General features: G+C 64.1%; 20 protein-coding genes and 1 pseudogene. 10 read left to right on the forward strand and 11 right to left on the reverse strand.

The features are described 5' to 3' along the window. Nucleotides 1-31: 31 nt before the first annotated feature. A complete protein-coding gene (locus AC0L3U_RS02505) occupies nt 32-1,000 on the forward strand; it encodes an NAD-dependent epimerase/dehydratase family protein (RefSeq protein ID WP_473360555.1) in 969 nt (322 codons plus the stop codon). A gap of 4 nt (nt 1,001-1,004) precedes the next feature. Here AC0L3U_RS02505 and AC0L3U_RS02510 read toward each other — a convergent pair whose 3' ends face one another. Continuing rightward, a complete protein-coding gene (locus AC0L3U_RS02510; RefSeq protein ID WP_473360556.1) occupies nt 1,005-1,967 on the reverse strand; it encodes a D-2-hydroxyacid dehydrogenase family protein in 963 nt (320 codons plus the stop codon). A 104-nt stretch (nt 1,968-2,071) separates the two neighbouring features. Further along, nucleotides 2,072-2,287: a hypothetical protein gene (locus tag AC0L3U_RS02515; RefSeq protein ID WP_018454129.1), complete on the reverse strand. Its 216-nt coding sequence runs from the start codon at nt 2,285-2,287 to the stop codon at nt 2,072-2,074. Nucleotides 2,288-2,520: 233 nt separating this feature from the next. Between AC0L3U_RS02515 and ettA the strand changes: the two genes are divergently transcribed. Both ettA and AC0L3U_RS02525 read left to right on the forward strand, forming a co-directional pair. After that, nucleotides 2,521-4,170, forward strand: coding sequence for an energy-dependent translational throttle protein EttA (ettA, locus tag AC0L3U_RS02520; protein WP_027519709.1), 1,650 nt, complete (start codon nt 2,521-2,523; stop codon nt 4,168-4,170). 7 nt (nt 4,171-4,177) lie between these two features. After that, on the forward strand, nt 4,178-5,404 hold the full coding sequence (locus AC0L3U_RS02525) for a lytic murein transglycosylase (protein ID WP_473360557.1): 1,227 nt from the start codon (nt 4,178-4,180) through the stop codon (nt 5,402-5,404). 88 nt (nt 5,405-5,492) lie between these two features. On the opposite strand, the gene AC0L3U_RS02530 is transcribed toward AC0L3U_RS02525, so the two are convergent. After that, nucleotides 5,493-5,777 (reverse strand): hypothetical protein, encoded by a 285-nt coding sequence (locus tag AC0L3U_RS02530; RefSeq protein WP_007600714.1) that lies wholly within the window; start codon nt 5,775-5,777, stop codon nt 5,493-5,495. A 212-nt stretch (nt 5,778-5,989) separates the two neighbouring features. Continuing rightward, the gene (locus AC0L3U_RS02535; RefSeq protein WP_473288527.1) at nt 5,990-6,334 is read right to left on the reverse strand and encodes a hypothetical protein; all 345 of its coding nucleotides are present in this window, start codon (nt 6,332-6,334) and stop codon (nt 5,990-5,992) included. 135 nt (nt 6,335-6,469) lie between these two features. On the opposite strand from AC0L3U_RS02535, the pseudogene AC0L3U_RS02540 reads away from it, so the two are divergent. The 3 genes and pseudogenes from AC0L3U_RS02540 (at nt 6,470) to bfr (ending at nt 7,818) form a co-directional block, all read left to right on the forward strand. Continuing rightward, nucleotides 6,470-6,762 (forward strand): annotated as a pseudogene (locus tag AC0L3U_RS02540) (hypothetical protein). A gap of 161 nt (nt 6,763-6,923) precedes the next feature. Further along, nucleotides 6,924-7,196, forward strand: a complete 273-nt coding sequence (locus AC0L3U_RS02545) for a (2Fe-2S)-binding protein (protein WP_473360558.1) — start codon at nt 6,924-6,926, stop codon at nt 7,194-7,196. Nucleotides 7,197-7,329: 133 nt separating this feature from the next. Further along, nucleotides 7,330-7,818, forward strand: coding sequence for a bacterioferritin (bfr, locus tag AC0L3U_RS02550; protein ID WP_473360559.1), 489 nt, complete (start codon nt 7,330-7,332; stop codon nt 7,816-7,818). A gap of 85 nt (nt 7,819-7,903) precedes the next feature. Here the strand turns inward: bfr and AC0L3U_RS02555 are convergent, their stop codons facing one another. The 4 genes from AC0L3U_RS02555 to AC0L3U_RS02570 all read right to left on the reverse strand — a co-directional run bounded on the left by AC0L3U_RS02555 (nt 7,904) and on the right by AC0L3U_RS02570 (nt 10,595). Continuing rightward, nucleotides 7,904-8,506 carry an MSMEG_1061 family FMN-dependent PPOX-type flavoprotein gene (locus AC0L3U_RS02555; RefSeq protein ID WP_473360560.1) on the reverse strand — a complete coding sequence of 201 codons (603 nt, stop codon included), beginning with the start codon at nt 8,504-8,506 and terminating at the stop codon, nt 7,904-7,906. Nucleotides 8,507-8,537: 31 nt separating this feature from the next. Further along, nucleotides 8,538-8,972 (reverse strand): DoxX family protein, encoded by a 435-nt coding sequence (locus AC0L3U_RS02560; protein WP_473360561.1) that lies wholly within the window; start codon nt 8,970-8,972, stop codon nt 8,538-8,540. A gap of 41 nt (nt 8,973-9,013) precedes the next feature. After that, nucleotides 9,014-9,358 (reverse strand): hypothetical protein, encoded by a 345-nt coding sequence (locus AC0L3U_RS02565; protein WP_473360562.1) that lies wholly within the window; start codon nt 9,356-9,358, stop codon nt 9,014-9,016. A gap of 145 nt (nt 9,359-9,503) precedes the next feature. Further along, the gene (locus tag AC0L3U_RS02570) at nt 9,504-10,595 is read right to left on the reverse strand and encodes an alpha/beta fold hydrolase (RefSeq protein ID WP_473360563.1); all 1,092 of its coding nucleotides are present in this window, start codon (nt 10,593-10,595) and stop codon (nt 9,504-9,506) included. A gap of 125 nt (nt 10,596-10,720) precedes the next feature. Between AC0L3U_RS02570 and AC0L3U_RS02575 the strand changes: the two genes are divergently transcribed. Together AC0L3U_RS02575 and AC0L3U_RS02580 are read left to right on the forward strand one after the other, a co-directional pair. Further along, nucleotides 10,721-10,987 carry a DUF2277 domain-containing protein gene (locus tag AC0L3U_RS02575; RefSeq protein ID WP_018454139.1) on the forward strand — a complete coding sequence of 89 codons (267 nt, stop codon included), beginning with the start codon at nt 10,721-10,723 and terminating at the stop codon, nt 10,985-10,987. Nucleotides 10,988-11,083: 96 nt separating this feature from the next. Beyond that, nucleotides 11,084-11,299, forward strand: coding sequence for a hypothetical protein (locus AC0L3U_RS02580; RefSeq protein WP_018454140.1), 216 nt, complete (start codon nt 11,084-11,086; stop codon nt 11,297-11,299). 9 nt (nt 11,300-11,308) lie between these two features. Here AC0L3U_RS02580 and AC0L3U_RS02585 read toward each other — a convergent pair whose 3' ends face one another. From AC0L3U_RS02585 to AC0L3U_RS02595, 3 genes are all read right to left on the reverse strand, one after another. Beyond that, nucleotides 11,309-11,824: a collagen-like protein gene (locus AC0L3U_RS02585; protein ID WP_473360564.1), complete on the reverse strand. Its 516-nt coding sequence runs from the start codon at nt 11,822-11,824 to the stop codon at nt 11,309-11,311. A 112-nt stretch (nt 11,825-11,936) separates the two neighbouring features. Continuing rightward, nucleotides 11,937-12,185 (reverse strand): helix-turn-helix domain-containing protein, encoded by a 249-nt coding sequence (locus AC0L3U_RS02590; protein ID WP_018454141.1) that lies wholly within the window; start codon nt 12,183-12,185, stop codon nt 11,937-11,939. 222 nt (nt 12,186-12,407) lie between these two features. Continuing rightward, a complete protein-coding gene (locus tag AC0L3U_RS02595) occupies nt 12,408-13,175 on the reverse strand; it encodes an SDR family NAD(P)-dependent oxidoreductase (protein ID WP_473360565.1) in 768 nt (255 codons plus the stop codon). A 272-nt stretch (nt 13,176-13,447) separates the two neighbouring features. Here AC0L3U_RS02595 and AC0L3U_RS02600 point away from each other — a divergent pair, with 272 nt between their 5' ends. Next, nucleotides 13,448-15,007 carry an outer membrane protein gene (locus AC0L3U_RS02600; RefSeq protein ID WP_473360566.1) on the forward strand — a complete coding sequence of 520 codons (1,560 nt, stop codon included), beginning with the start codon at nt 13,448-13,450 and terminating at the stop codon, nt 15,005-15,007. A 179-nt stretch (nt 15,008-15,186) separates the two neighbouring features. Then, nucleotides 15,187-15,672: a J domain-containing protein gene (locus tag AC0L3U_RS02605; protein WP_473360567.1), complete on the forward strand. Its 486-nt coding sequence runs from the start codon at nt 15,187-15,189 to the stop codon at nt 15,670-15,672. Nucleotides 15,673-15,725: the final 53 nt, after the last annotated feature.

Raw genomic sequence — 15,725 nt, forward strand, 5'->3', positions numbered from 1 at the left:
GGGAGGATTGCAACGAATTGAGGAGCACAGGATGCGCATCTTTGTTGCGGGCGCGACCGGCGCGGTCGGTCAATATCTTGTTCCGGGGCTGGTCGCCGTGGGTCATTCGGTGATCGGCACGACACGGAGTGCGGCAAAAACAGACCTTGTGCGGCGATTGGGTGCGGAGCCGGTCGTGACTAACGGCCTCGATGCCGACAGCATGCGCGCTGCGGTGATTGCGGCAAAGCCCGACGCGGTCATCCACCAGATGACAGATCTCGCGGCCGCCACGGACCTCCGCCATTTCGATCGGGCTTTCAAACGAACCAACGAGCTCCGCACCCGCGGAACCGACATTCTGCTGAATGCCGCACGCGAGGCCGGCGCCAAGCGCTTCATCGCGCAAAGCTTCTGCGGCTGGACCTTCAGTCGCGCCGGGGGAACGGTGAAGACCGAGACCGATGAGCTCGACCCGCATCCGCCGCGAGAGTTGCGACGTACGCTTGAGGCAATCCGTTATCTGGAGCGAAGCGTCGCCGCTTCAACGACACCGCAGGGCATCGTGCTGCGCTATGGATTCTTCTATGGACCCGGTACGGGCACGCTCTCGCCGGCGATGCTCGACCAGCTGCGCCACCGGCGTGTGCCGGTGATCGGCGATGGCGGCGGCACGTGGTCGTTCATTCACACCGAAGATGCCGCCTCTGCCACGCTCGCCGCGCTTGAACGCGGGCGCGCGGGCAGCATCTACAATATCGTCGATGATCATCCGGCGCCGGTGAAGGACTGGTTGCCCGCGCTGGCCGAACTCCTTGGTGCCAAGCCGCCGCGACACATCCCCGCCTGGCTCGGGCGCCTGCTTGCGGGCGAGCACATGGTTGCGATGATGACGGAGGTGCGCGGAGCATCCAACGCCAAGGCAAAGCGCGAGCTCGGCTGGCTGCCGGCGCATGCCTCCTGGCGCCAGGGCTTTGCCGACGCGGCGCGGCAGCCCGCCAGCCAGCGCACGGCGGCCTGAGGCTTCAGGTCAGCTTCCGCGGCAGCTCGCTGCCCTTGGTGAAGGCGTCGATCGCCTCGACCATCTGGCCGTAATGGATGCGCAAACCGTCCTCGGTGGCGTAGCCGAGATGCGGCGTCAGCACGAGATTGTCGAGCTTGCGGAAGGGATGGTCCGTCGGCAGTGGCTCGACCGAGAACACGTCGATGCCGGCGCCTGCAATCCTCTTCTGCTGCAACGCCTCGAGCAGCGCCTGCTCGTCCACGATCGGCCCGCGCGCGGTGTTGACGAGGAAGGCCGTCGGTTTCATCCGCGCGAGATCGGCAGCCCCGACCAGCCCGCGCGAGCGCTCGCTCAACACCACATGGATGCTGACGATATCGGCCTTGGCGAACAGCTCCTCCTTGGTGGCGTAGCCGACGCCGGCGTCCTTGCACTTCTCCGGGGTCAGGTTCGGGCTCCAGGCGATCACGTTCATGCCGAACGCCTTCGCGATACCCGACATCTTGCTGCCGAGCTTGCCGAGCCCGACGACGCCGAGCGTCAATCCCTCGATCTCGACGCCGGCAAAGGTCTGCCAGGGCTCGCCCGCATGCATACGCGCGTTCTCGCGGCCGATCCCGCGGGTCAGTTCCAGGATCAGGCCCATGGTGAGGGGCGCAGTCGGATCGCGTGAATATTGCGTGCCCCCGATCGTGACGCCCCGCGCCTTGGCGGCCTCAATGTCGATCGAGGCGTTGCGCATGCCTGAGGTCAGCAGCAGCTTCAGCTTCGGCAGGCTCTCGAACAGGCTCTTGGGGAACGCGGTGCGCTCGCGCATCGCGCAGACGATCTCGAAGTCGGCCAGCGCGCTCGCCGCGGCCTGCTCGGAGGCGAAGGGATGGCTGAACACGGTGACGTCGATCCGGTCGGACAGGCTTTGCCAATCGGCGACGTCGAGGGCGAGGTTGAAATAGTCGTCGAGAATTGCACAGCGCAGCCGCGTCATCAGCGTTCTTCCATGGCAAGAGGTGGAACCAGGCCATGGTTGCGCGCAATCAGGACCGTGCGCAAGCCGTTCGCGTCTTCAAAAATCCGACAGCTGATAAAGGCTCAGAGGTCGCGGGGCTTGAGCCGGAACGGCGCATTCATGCCGTGCTTGGCGCGCCAAGCGGGGCCGGGGCCGCGCATGTAATGCAGTTCGGGCCGGTAGGGGTTGAAAGCGGTGGCGAAGAAGCGCTTCCAGAAGCCCTTGATCTCCGAGGCAAACGCGGAGGCGCTGCCGGCTTCCGCCGGAACGGGAAGGGAATTGGTCTCGATCATGGCCATGACGCTGTCTCGCTATGCTCCCCGTTCATTCTGAGCGGGTGGCGCTGTTTCCGCGCAAAACCGAGCTTTGGCCTGATTTATTAAAAGATGGTTTCAATTGTCCGGATCGGCGGCGGGATGGTGTCCGTCCCGTATTCATCCGTGGTGAACGGAGGGAAAACATTGCCCTTTGGGGGCGGGATCGCTACATCGGCGGCAAGCAAATTTCCTCAAATCGAAGGTTTTCGGGACCGATGGCGCGCCAGTTCATCTATTTCATGCAGGGCCTGACCAAGAGCTACCCGACCCGGAAGGTGCTCGATAACATCCATCTGAGCTTCTACCCGGACGCCAAAATCGGCGTGCTCGGTGTCAACGGCTCGGGCAAGTCGACGCTGCTCAAGATCATGGCCGGCCTCGACAAGGAGTACAACGGCGAGGCCTGGGTCGCCCAGGGCGCCCGCGTCGGCTATCTCGAGCAGGAGCCGCATCTCGATCCGGCACTCAGCGTGCGCGAGAACGTCATGCTGGGTGTCGCCAAGCAGAAGGCCATCCTCGATCGCTATAACGAGCTGGCGATGAACTACTCCGAGGAGACCGCCGACGAGATGACCAAGCTGCAGGACGAGATCGAGGCCCAGGGCCTCTGGGATCTCGACAGCAAGGTTGACCAGGCCATGGACGCGCTGCGCTGTCCGCCCGACGATGCCGACGTGTCGAAACTCTCCGGCGGTGAGCGCCGCCGCGTCGCGCTGTGCAAGCTGTTGCTCGACCAGCCTGAGTTGTTGCTGCTGGACGAACCGACCAACCATCTCGACGCGGAATCGGTGTCGTGGCTGGAAGGCCATCTGCGCAACTATCCCGGCGCGATCCTGATCGTCACCCATGACCGCTACTTCCTCGACAACGTCACGAGCTGGATTCTCGAGCTCGATCGCGGCAAGGGCATTCCCTACGAGGGCAATTACTCGTCCTGGCTGCAGCAGAAGCAGAAGCGGCTCGAGCAGGAGGGCCGCGAGGACGCTGCGCATCAGAAGACGCTGGCCCGCGAGCAGGAATGGATCGCGTCCTCGCCGAAAGCCCGCCAGGCCAAATCCAAGGCGCGCTATCAGCGCTATGACGAACTGCTGAAACAGGCGAGCGAAAAGCAGACACAGACCGCGCAGATCACGATTCCAGTGGCCGAGCGACTGGGTCAGAACGTGGTCGACTTCGAAGGGCTCAGCAAAGGCTTCGGCGATCGCATGCTGATCGACGATCTCACTTTCAAGCTGCCGCCCGGCGGTATCGTCGGCGTGATCGGCGCCAACGGCGCCGGCAAGACCACGCTGTTCAGGATGATCACCAAGCAGGAACAGCCGGACAAGGGCACCATCACGGTCGGCGAGAGCGTTCATCTCGGTTACGTCGACCAGTCGCGCGACGCGCTCGATGGCAGCAAGAACGTGTGGGAGGAGATCTCCGGCGGCAACGAGCTGATCCTGCTCGGCAAGAGGGAAGTCAATTCACGCGGCTATTGTTCGTCGTTCAACTTCAAGGGCGCCGACCAGCAGAAGAAAGTCGGCGCGCTCTCCGGCGGTGAACGCAACCGCGTGCACCTTGCGAAAATGCTGAAATCCGGCGCCAACGTTCTGCTGCTCGACGAGCCGACCAACGACCTCGACGTTGACACCCTGCGCGCGCTCGAAGAGGCGCTGGAAGATTTTGCCGGTTGCGCCGTCATCATCAGCCATGATCGCTGGTTCCTCGACCGTATCGCGACCCACATCCTGGCCTTCGAAGGCGACAGCCATGTCGAATGGTTCGAGGGCAACTTCCAGGACTACGAGAAGGACAAGATGCGCCGGCTCGGCCAGGACAGCATCATCCCGCACCGCGTGAAGTACAAGAAGCTGACGCGGTGATCTCAGCATGATGTGGCGGGTGCTCATAGCTGCGGTGATCGCTATCACCTGCGGCCTGTCGCCCGCCCGCGCTGCCGACGCCGCCTTCACGCAGTTCATCGCCTCGCTGTGGCCGGAGGCGGAGGCCGCCGGCGTGTCGCGCGCGACGTTCGAGCGAGAGACGCGCGGCCTCGAGCCGGATTACAAGCTGCCGGATCTGATCCTGCCGGGTCGCCCAGCGACCGGTGCGCCGTCACAGGCCGAGTTCGTGCAGGTGCCGGCCGACTATGTCAGGGAAGCCTCGATCGCGCGGCTTGCGGGCGAGGGGCAGCGGCTGCTGCAGAAATATCGTCAGGCCCTGACCGAGATCGAGAAAAGCTCGGGCGTGCCCGCCACCGTCATGCTGGCGATCTGGGGCCGCGAGACCGACTATGGCCGCTACACACTGCCCTACGATCTCGTCCGTGTGCTGGCGACGCAGGCCTATGTCGGCCGCCGCAAGGACACCTATCGCAACGAGTTCATCCTCTCGCTGAAAATTCTCGGTGACGGCGTGGTGACACGCAAGGACATGCGCTCGTCCTGGGCCGGCGCGACCGGGCTCACGCAATTCCTGCCGTCCGAATATTACAAGCACGGCGTCGATTTCGACCGCGACGGCCGCATCGACATCTGGCATTCGGTGCCCGATGCGCTGGCTTCCGCCGCGCAGCAGCTCGTCAACAAGGGCTGGCAGAGCGGCGTGCGCTGGGCTTACGAGGTGCAGGCACCGGCCAAGGTCGATTGCACCGCTGGCGTGCCCGAGGTGACGAAGCCGATCGGACAGTGGCTGCGCGAAGGCTTTGTGCCGGTGCGCGGACAAAAGCTCACTGCCGCCGAGCAGGCGCAGCCGGCCTCGCTGCTGCAACCCGAAGGCATCTACGGCCCGTCCTTCCTGACCACGAAGAACTACTTCGTCATCAAGGAGTACAATTTCTCCGATCTCTACGTGCTGTTCGTCGGCCATCTCGCCGACCGCATGACGAGCCCGCAACCGTTCGCGACGCCGTGGTCTGCTTCGAAGCAATTGCGAACCAAGGACGTCGAGGCCATGCAGCGCGGGCTCACGCGCGTCGGGCTCTACAAGGACAAGATCGACGGCAAGGCCGGCATGCAGACGCGCGCTGCGCTCGGCGCCTACCAGAAGTCGGCAGGGCTCAAGATCGATTGCTGGCCGAGCGAAGAGGTGCTGCGTTCGATCCAGGCGGCGCGATAGGCGCGCAGGGCTGGCTAAAAGAAAAAAGCCCGGCCGAGGTGCTCGGCCGGGCTTCGATCGCGGCGCTCATGAGCGCCATGCGATCAGATCAGTAGCAAACGCGAACCGGGCGGACGGTCCAGCCGTAGCCATCCCAGTAGCGCTGGCGCTGCCAGTAGCAGGGCGGGGGCGGCGGGCCGGGCTCGGCCACATAAACCGGTCCACCATAGGCGGGACGGCTCGATGCGATGGCGCCGCCGACGATCGCGCCGCCGATCAGGCCGGCTGCGATGCCGGCACCGACGCCGTCATGGGCTTGGGCGGACGGCGTGGCGGTCACCAGCGAACCGGCGATCGTCGCAACCGTAAGGGCGGCAACTAAAGTCTTCTTCATACTCTTGGCTCTCCTGAGAGATGGATGCTCCTTGTTAGGAGCGTCCGGGGTTCAAAGGTTCACGCAGACTCTGATGGAATTGGCCTTGCAGCTAGGAAGCGCGCAAATGGTCAATCCGCGGTAAACGCACACGGAGCTGTGACGAGAAAAAGCGGTCTTTTTCAGGCCCCTGGATGAACGGCGCAGCTGGAATCAACCGGCTTGCGGCGACTTCAGCCACAGACTCGCGCGCGGCGGACGCGCCAGGCGTAACCGTCCCAGAAACGCTGCTTCTGCCAAACGCAGCCGTTGCCGTAATAGTCGTCGGCGACGTAGCCCGGGCCCGGCGCGTAGTAGCGCGGCGGATAGTAGCCGGGGCCATATCCCGGACCATATGCGTAGCCGGGGCCGGGGCCCGGTCCGTAATAGTACGGAGAGGCCAGCGCCCCACCGACGATGGCGCCCCCGATGATCCCGGCGGCCACGCCCGCGGCGACGCCGCGTTGCGCCTGGGCTGGTGTAACGGCGCTAAGGGCCACAGCGGCGACGGCAGCGATTGCCAGGAGCGACTTCTTCATGGACTGACCTTTCAAGTAAAACACGCGGGAACTCTTTGGGGGTAAAGTTCCATATTTCGATTGAATGATCAATGAACGGCACCTTTGCCGGGGACGACCAATTAACATGGACCGCAGCTCAGCCAGGGGAGGGCGATGATGGGCAACGCGATGATAAATGCACTGATCGCTGCCGGGATCGTCTCCGCGATCGGCTACGGCTGGATCACCCATCTCCAGAACCGCGGCCAGCGGCGCTCCCGCGCCGGGGGGATGGCGGCGGCGACACCTCCACGGGGACGAGCAACGGCTTCTCGTTCGGGAGCTGGTTTTCCAGCGACAGTTCCGGCAGCGCGACCGACGGCGGCAGCTGTTCCAGCAGCGATAGCGGCAGTGGTGGCGGGGATTGCGGCGGCGGCGATGGTGGCGGAGGAGGCGGGGGCGATTAGGTCCGCCGCAATCTTGATCCAGCGCAATGACCTATTTTAGAGCCGTTCTAGGCTGTTTCCGGGCTAGTTTGGAATAGCTTCAAATTCCGCTTTTTCCTTTTGCATCCGGCGGGCCCCTTAAATATCGATGATGACGCATCACCAAAGGGCCTGCCGCTTCCATGATCGTTTGTTCCTGTAACGTGCTGAGCGATGACGACATCCGCGCCGCCGTCGCCGAGTCCGACGACGCCGTGCGCCATGCCAAGCAGGTCTATGGATGTCTCGGCTGTAGCGCCGAATGCGGCCGCTGCGCCCGGACGATCAAGACCATAATCGATGAAGCGCTCGGCCCCTGTGCCTCGTCCTGCTGCTCCGGCTGCCCGCACAACCACAATGTGGCTGCCAATGACGAGACGGCCCAGCCGGCCGAGTTCGCCCTCGCGGCCTGCTGAAATCTTCCGCAACCCTGACTGAGCTTTTCCCCGGCTGCGTCCCCGTAGCCGGTTGCTCCAGTCTTCAAACTCATTTAGAAGCGTTCTAAATTCGGTTTACGGCCGATTTGGACTGCAAGAGCTGGAGTGAATCATGCAGGGCGACGCAAAAGTTATCGACTATCTCAACAAGGCACTGCGTCACGAGCTGACTGCGATCAACCAGTACTGGCTGCACTACCGCTTCCTCGACAATTGGGGCCTGCGGGATATGTCCAAGCTCTGGCGCAAGGAGTCCATCGAGGAGATGGAGCACGCCGACAAGCTCACCGAGCGGATCCTGTTCTTCGACGGCTTCCCGAACATGCAGGTGCTCGATCCCTTGCGTATCGGCCAGAACGTCAAGGAGATCATCGAGTGCGATCTCGCCGCCGAGATGAGCGCGCGGGCGCTCTACCAGGAAGCGGCGACCTACTGCCACAGCGTCAAGGACTACGTGACACGCGACCTGTTCGAGAAACTGATGAGCGACGAGGAGCACCACATCGACTTCCTCGAGACCCAGCTCGACCTGATCGGCCGCATCGGCCTCGAGCTCTATACCCAGAAGCACGTTGGCGGGCTCGAGGGCGAGGGGCACTAGTTCGGCGCGTTAGCGCCGCCACAAACTCCGTGCCGGTCTGATGCGCAATTGCGCGCCAGGCCGGGACGACAGTCCAGGACGCCAGCTACAACTGCGTCTTGTAGAGCGCTTCCACGATCTCCTGGCTCTGCGGCTCACCAAGGCCGGTCTGCTCGTGGACCACCTCGACGATGCTCGGCATCACCGAGCGCGGCACCTTCTCGGACGACCACAGCTTCGAGCGCATCAGGGCCTTGCCGCAGTGGAAATAGACTTCGCTGACGGCGATGTTCAGCACCGCGCGCGGCGACTTGCCAAACTCCACCATCGAGGCGAGCAGGTCCGGATCGGCCGACAGCGTGCCGCGGCCGCCAACGCGCAACGTCTCGTCGATGCCGGGGACGAAGAACAACAGATGCACGAAGCCCGAGCCCTCGACGACATTCCGAAAACTGTCGATCCGGTTGTTGCCGGAGCGATCAGGCATCAGCAGCTGGTTGGGGCCGGCGACGTGGACGAAGCCAACGCCGCCGCCGCGTGGTGAGGCATCGACGCTGCCATCGGCTCCCGACGTCGCGAGCACGCAAAACGACGACATTTCGATGAATTTCTTCGCGTGCGCATCGATCGCCGGGCGCGCTTTCGCAATCACGCGCGGGCTCGGCTGGGCGTAGATGGTGGCGAGGTCTTCGGCGCAAAGATCAGTCACGAAGGTCTCCCTGGTGGAATGTCTGAGAATATCATCTCCCCGCGCGATCGCTATCCCCCTTGTCGCGCCGCCACGGCCAGTCGATCACGCCGGCGCAGTACAGAGCCCACCAGATCAAGACTGGCTGAAACGCCAGCCGCGGCCCGTGATAGAGCCAGCTGTCGGGGATGGGTGGAAGGACGATGCCCTCCAGGGCGTGCTTGATGTTGGCCGGCCATACGCAAAGCGCATAGAGCGCGAGCGCAACGCCCGCCCACCAGCGCAGCGGTTTCGTCACCAGCGCAATTGCGCCTGCGATCTCGCAGACGCCAGTGATGAGGATCAGCTGTGTTGCAAACGGAACCCAGGCCGGCGTGATCGCAAGCAGCTTGTCGGGGGCCAGGAGATGCGCGATGCCGGCCGCGATGTAAAACGCTGCCAGCACAAAGCGCATCACAGCGTGCGTTCTGTCGTTCGCAGGAGCCATCGGCCCAACTAGCACGCGCGGCGCCGAGGCGCTATCGCGCGCTACACCGCATCGGCCGGCACGAAGCAACTGATGATGACGGCGCCGCGGTGACGGACGTACCACACCACGGCCTCGCCAACCGGATTGCCGCGGTCGCGGATGATGGCGCGCTCGGGCACCTCCATCCATTGTCCCTCGATCGGCACCCAATAGGCGCCGCTGCGCACGTCGTACTCCGTGCGATGGCCGTCGGAGACGTCGCAGCAGGGCACACCGTTCGGTGCGATCACGCTCTTGAACCAGGCGCGGATGTCGGGCGGGACGTGATCATATTGCCCGTTGTCGAACGCAAGCGCGGCGCCCGTCAGCGTGGCCAGCCAAACGCACAGTGCGAGCCTGTGCATGCGATCCTCCTCATCGCGTGTCGTGCCATTGGCGCGCGATTTTCCCGCGCGTCGATTCGTGCATCGATGCGATTAAGCCCGAGCCGCCAGCCTAATGCATGCTCAAATAATATGCGGGGTAGATGGCCGTTGATGCGATGCAAAATCAGCGGCGCGCAGATTCGATCGTTTGCTGCGGCGCGGCTTGCAGAAATTGCTGGACCTGCTCGCTGTAGAATTTGGCGTTTCCGGTGGTGCCGTGGCCGCGCGTCTCGGTGCTTGCCGGGATGAGATACAGTTTGCTGTTCTTCACCCGCGTCATCGCAGCGTCCGTGATGCCGGTCTCGGGCGGGTTGCGTTCGTCGTCGGCGGAATTGATCAGCAGCAGCGGCGCTTCGATGGCCTCCAGCTTCTCGCCGGCATTGTAGTCATGCGAAGACTCCCACTGGTAGACGAAGTCGTTGGCATCTGCCGTGATCGGCATGGCCAGCCGCTCGTCGACGATCTTGTCGGCCTTCGCCGCCGTCGGCGCCTGCGATTGATAGGCCAGCGTTCCGCCGATGCTCGCGATGCCGTAGGCGGTGATCGCGTATTTCATCATGCGCGGCTGGCCGGTGTAATTGCCGCCGTTGTAGTCGGGGTCGCTGCGGATGGTGTCGAGCATGATCCGCCGCAGCATCCAGTTGCGCGACGCCATCTCGGTCGGCTGCGAGGCCATCGGGATCAGCGCGTCCATCGCCTTCGGATATTTCTCGCCCCACAGCCAGGTGTGCATGCCGCCCATCGAATTGCCGATGACTAGCCGCAGATGCTTGACCCCGAGCCCTTCCGTCACCAGGCGATACTGAGCTTCGACCATGTCTTCGTAATCGTATTTCGGGAAGCTCGTCTTCATCCCGTCGGACGGTTTTGACGATTTGCCATGGCCGATATTGTCGGGGATGATGATGTAATATTTGGAGGCATCGAGTGGCTGCCCCGCGCCGAACAGCTCGCCGCCGAAGGCGGGCGACAGCATGCTCGCGCCCGAGCCGCCGGTGCCGTGCAGCACCAGGACGGGCTGGCCGCTCGGCTCACCCACGGTGGTGTAGTGCAGCTTCAGCTCCGGCATGGTCTCGCCGGTGTGGAACTTGAAATCCCTGGCGACCCAGTCGCCCTGTTTCGGGGCCGGATAATCGGCCGCCCATGCGGATGTCGAGATGGCCGCCAACGAGACGGAGAACAGGATGGCTGACAGCGCCGCGCAAGAAGCTTTCATGTCTATTTCCCCCGTGCGGCTCTGGTCGGCGGCCGCGTTGCGGCGGAACTTAGCAGAACTGTCCGGAACGATGTAGGATTTCGTTTTCGCCGGTCGTCCTTGAGGGAAAGGTCAGGAGAGGTTGCATGTGCCGCAACATCAAGACGCTGTTCAACTTCGAGCCGGAGGCGACGGAGGATGAGATCCACGCCAGCGCGCTCCAGTTCGTTCGAAAACTGTCCGGCTTCAACAAGCCGTCGCAGGCCAACGAGGCGGCCTTCGATCGTGCGGTGGCGGAGGTCTCGGAGGCTGCGCGAAAACTCCTGACGTCGCTGCACACCCATGCCCCGGCGCGCGACCGTGAGGTCGAGGCGGAAAAGGCCAAGGAACGTTCACGGCTGCGGTTCGGCTAGGCAGCTCGAAGGTCCGTTCCGTGATCTGGCTCACGGTGAAAACGGTCGTAACGCGCGATGATGTTCGCCGGGCTTTTGACACCCGGGAGCACGACCATGAGCCGCCCTCTTCTTCCGCTGAAAGCAGGTGCCATCGTTTTCACGCTGCTGTGGACCGCGTGGATGACGTGGTGGAGCGGCTCGTTCTCGAGCGCGAACGTCGTGATCCTGGCCTTGTGCGGCGCAGCGGTCGGCTATCTCTGGTACCGCGCCATGCGCTGGCAGTTCGAGCGCATGGGCATGCTGCCGCGACGCGAGAATGGGACGAAATAGATCCGTCTGTCAGTCCTTGTGGCCGTGTTTCTTCTTTTTCTTCTTCTTCCTGTGATCGCCTTCGCTGTCCTCGTCCTCGTCACCGAGGGGCGCGTCGTCGGTCTCCTGCACGGCGGCTTCCAGCGCCTCGCGCTCGGCAGCTTCATGCTCGCGCTGGCGGCGCCGCTCGTCCCAGGCGTCGAACAGCTGATCGAGCCAGGGCAGCACCTGCTCGATCGACGGCAATGGGCCGGGCGGACCGGCCTCGCCGCGCGGGCCTTGTGGCCCCGCCGGCCCTTGCGGCCCGACAGGTCCCTGTGCACCGGCCGCCCCGCGCGGGCCGGCTTCGCCCTGCTTGCCTTGCGGACCGGGCTTGCCCAGTGGTCCGGCCTTTCCAATCGGACCCGGCTTGCCCTGCGGCCCCGGCTTGCCACGCGCGCCATCGGGGCCCCGCTTGCCCGGATGACCCTGTGGTCCCGGCCGCCCCGGTTCGCCCTGCCGTCCGCGCGGTCCCTGAGGTCCTTGCCGTTTTTGTTCGTCTGCCACGCCGCTGCTCCCTTGACCGGAAGCAAGCTAATTAGCGGCGTTTGACGACAGCGGCAATTCCGCCGGGCTCGCGCCTGGGCATGATCAACACCAATCGGCCGCACGTCACGCGCTAGTCGTGATAGGCGGGGACCTCGATGCCGGAGGCGGCGTAGAGCCTGATCTTGTTGCGCAGTGTGCGCACCGAGAGGCCGAGCACGCGCGAGGCGCGCGTGCGATTGCCGTCGCAGCGGGCGAGCGTCTGCAGCACGAGCTCACGCTCGACCTCGTCGACGGTGGCGCCGATCAGCAGCGGAACGATCTGGTTCGGTGAAAGGACATATGCGCCCGGCTCGGACGCAGCGACATGAACAGTGGTCATCGACACACTCCCCGATCAACGCCCGCTTCCGTCTTTGGAAGCGGATCGAGAACAAACGACCCCCAAGCCGTAAATCTACGGTGGGCGGGTTTGGTTAACGAAAGGTTAACGGCGGGGCGATCGCACCAATTGACCTTGGGAATGCCGCCGCACCGCCGCGATTGGCACGGATTGCATGTTCCTGCGAGCATACCCCGCGTTACGGAGCGGGCATCATCCCGCTCACACCGTCCGGTATCCGCCGTCCACCATCACGATCGTCCCCGTGACGTAGGCCGACATGTCCGACGCAAGGAAGATCGCGGGACCCACGATGTCCTCGGGCTTGCCGGTGCGCGCCAGCGGCGTGTGATCGACGAAGGCCTGCACCAGCGCCGGATTGGTCGCGCGCACATTGGCATTGATGTTGGTCTCGATGAAGCCCGGCCCGATCGCATTGACGCGCACGCCCTCCTTGCCGAGCTCGACCGCGAGCGCCTTGGTGAAGCCGAGCACGCCGTGCTTCGAGGTGGTGTAGGCCGCCGAGCTCGGCGTGCGCAGATGCACGAAGGACTGGATCGAGCCGATATTGACGATGCGGCCCTCGGCTGCGCGCAAGGGGCTGAGGAACGCCTGCGTCATGTTGAAGACGCCGTTGAGGTTGAGCGAGATGATGTCGTTCCAGTCCTTCGCCACCGTCTCGGTATCCGCGGTGAAGGCATTGCGGCGAGTGATGCCGGCATTGTTGACGAGGATCGAGACCTGCCCGACCTTGTCGGCGACTTGCCTGGCGAGCGCAAAGCAGTCGTCGCGCTTGGTGACGTCGAGCGCAAAGCTCTCGGCCTTGCCGCCGGACTTGCGGATCTCCTCGGCGGCTTTCGCGACCGTGTCGGCATTGACGTCGAGCAGCACCACTTGCGCGCCCTCGCGGGCGTATCCGGTCGCGATGGCCCGGCCGATGCCGGATCCGGCGCCCGTGATGACGGCGAGATGGTTTTGGAGGAGAGGCATGGGCGTTCCCTTCTTGGTTTTCAACGTTGGCGCAAGACTAGTGGAAAACGGAGGCGGCAGAAACGCCAAGCCGCGCTGACGCCTTATGCAATCGGGGAGCGCGGTGACTTCCGATGGACGTGGCAAAGATGCCACGGCACGGCACGAACATCGCCAGTTCGTTCTTGTCTGATCCGCCGTCGCTTGGGTCCAAGAAATCTGGCGCCGTCAGCGTCACATCTGTCTCGAATATTTGGGGCAGCGGCGATTCCGCGCGGACGGGGGTATTGGGCATGAAGACACTGGGGGGCGCAAGCGCGGCTCTGATCGCGTTCGTAGCGACGGTGCCTGCCTTGGCGGCGGATATCGGGGGCGCGCCGACGTACAAGGTCCCATCGGCGGTCACGTCGCTCTGGGGTGGATTTTATGCGGGTCTTGGGCTTGGTTTCCGTGGTTCGCGCACGGACGCCACGGCGACATCGGAGACGGTCGCCGGCGCCCCGCAAAATCTGGCGGACGGCCGGCCGACAAGCGCGTCCTTCGACGGGCTGGGCTTCCGCACCACTGCCTTTAGCGGCTTCAACTGGCAATTGGCGCCGCAATGGATTGGGGGCCTCGAAGGCGATGTCGGCTTCGCCGACCAGTCCACCACGCGCCAGTCGCTGGCCTTCTCCCCCGGCTTCGTCCGCTTCGCCTTGCCGCCCGACAGCCTGACCGTAAAGACCGAGTGGGACGCCAGCCTGCGTGCCCGTCTCGGCTTCCTGCTCACACCTGCCACGCTGGCCTATGCGACCGGTGGCATCGCCTGGCAGCGTAGCTACATCAATTCGAACTGCGCCAACTGTCCCGGCCTTACGTTTTCGCCCGCCGTGATTTCCGCATCGTCTATCCAGGTTGGTTGGACCGTCGGTGGCGGCATCGAGACCGCGCTGGGCCGCAATTGGTTTGCGCGCGCCGAATATCGCTACGCCGACTTTGGCGCTGCACCGTTCACCATTGCTCGGAGCGCCGTGCCCGCTTCGGGCTTCAATTCGACCACGGACAAATTCGATCTCAAGATCCAGACTCACGCCGCCTCGTTCGGCCTGGCCTACAGGTTCGGCGACCCGATCGCGGCAGGAGCGCAGGCAGCGATGATCACCAAGGCAGCGCCGATCGCGATGTCATGGACCGGCCCCTATCTCGGTCTTGGAGTCGGCGTCCGCGCGCAGCAGGTGGATACGGCGGCAACGTCGGAACTGTTTGGCGTTGCGCTGATCCCGCTCGAGAAGAACACCGTGCCGTTCAACGACACCGCCTTCCGCGCCAGTCCCTATGCCGGCGTCAACTGGCAATTCGCGCCCAAATGGGTCGCCGGCATCGAGGGCGACGCCGGCTTTGCCGACCGGACCGTCACGCTGAGCGGATATCCGGTGTCGCCTGCGTTCGGCACCTTCCACGAAGCCGCCGATTCTCTTGTGGTGAAGTCAACATGGGACGCGAGCCTGCGCGCGCGTCTCGGCTTCCTGGTGACGCCGGCGACGCTGCTATTCGCGAGCGGCGGTGCGGCGTGGCAGCATGACGAGGTGATCTCGACCTGCGGGAGCGCGCCCTGCCGGGCCTTGTTTAATTTATCGCCGTCGGTGATAACGAACTCCACGACGAAACTGGGCTGGACCCTCGGCGGTGGCTTGGAGACGGCGCTGGGCCATCACTGGCTGGCGCGCGCCGAATACCGCTTCGCCGATTTCGGCACGTCGACTTACGCAATCGGTCGAACGTCGCACTTCGCGCCCAGCAACACCGTCGATACTTTCGATGTCACACTGCGCACCCACGTTGCGACTTTCGGTCTCGCCTATCAGTTCAACTGATCCGTGCCGGGTCTGGCGGTCCATCCGGCGGGGACGTAACGACCGCGATGCGGTCTGCGCGCAGCTGTGACAATTTCCTTCAGGATTCCTTTCGAAATTTCATGAAAGGCTAACTCGAAATTAAGGGGTCGGAAACGGCGGTCTTGGCATACTGATCTTGATTGCTAAACGTTGCGCGCATGATGGAACGGCTTGAATCCTGGAAACTCGCACTCGAACGCCTGCGGTCGGCGGACGGCGCCGATTGGGCCGAGGCCGGCCGTCTCGTGACCGAGATCGCGCGGATGAGCACCGATACCATGCTGGGTCAGGCTGCCGAGCAGGCGCTTCCTGTGCTGCGCCAGGCCGTGGACAATGACGATCACAGCGTCACGCTGGCGGCCCGGCGCCGTCTCGGCGTGGTGCTCGATGTCGTTCATGACCTGACCGCGCCGCGCTTCGGCCGCCGCAATGCTGCGCCGAAAAAATTGTCCAGCGAGGATCGCGCTCGCAAGGTGCTCGGCCTGCCGCTCGCGGTGCAGCTCACCTGCGAGGACATCAACCAGGCCTATCGCCGCGCCGCCAAGGGCATGCACCCCGACCGGGGCGGCAGCGCGGAAGCGTTCATCGATCTCGCCGCCGCGCGCGATCTCCTGATCCATCCCCGCGCCTACAAGGACGCGTGAGGGCACATGTGCTATCCTGTAGCCCGGATGAGCGAAGCGACATCCGGGACGGG

Source organism: Bradyrhizobium sp. Kon69 (assembly GCF_055807515.1).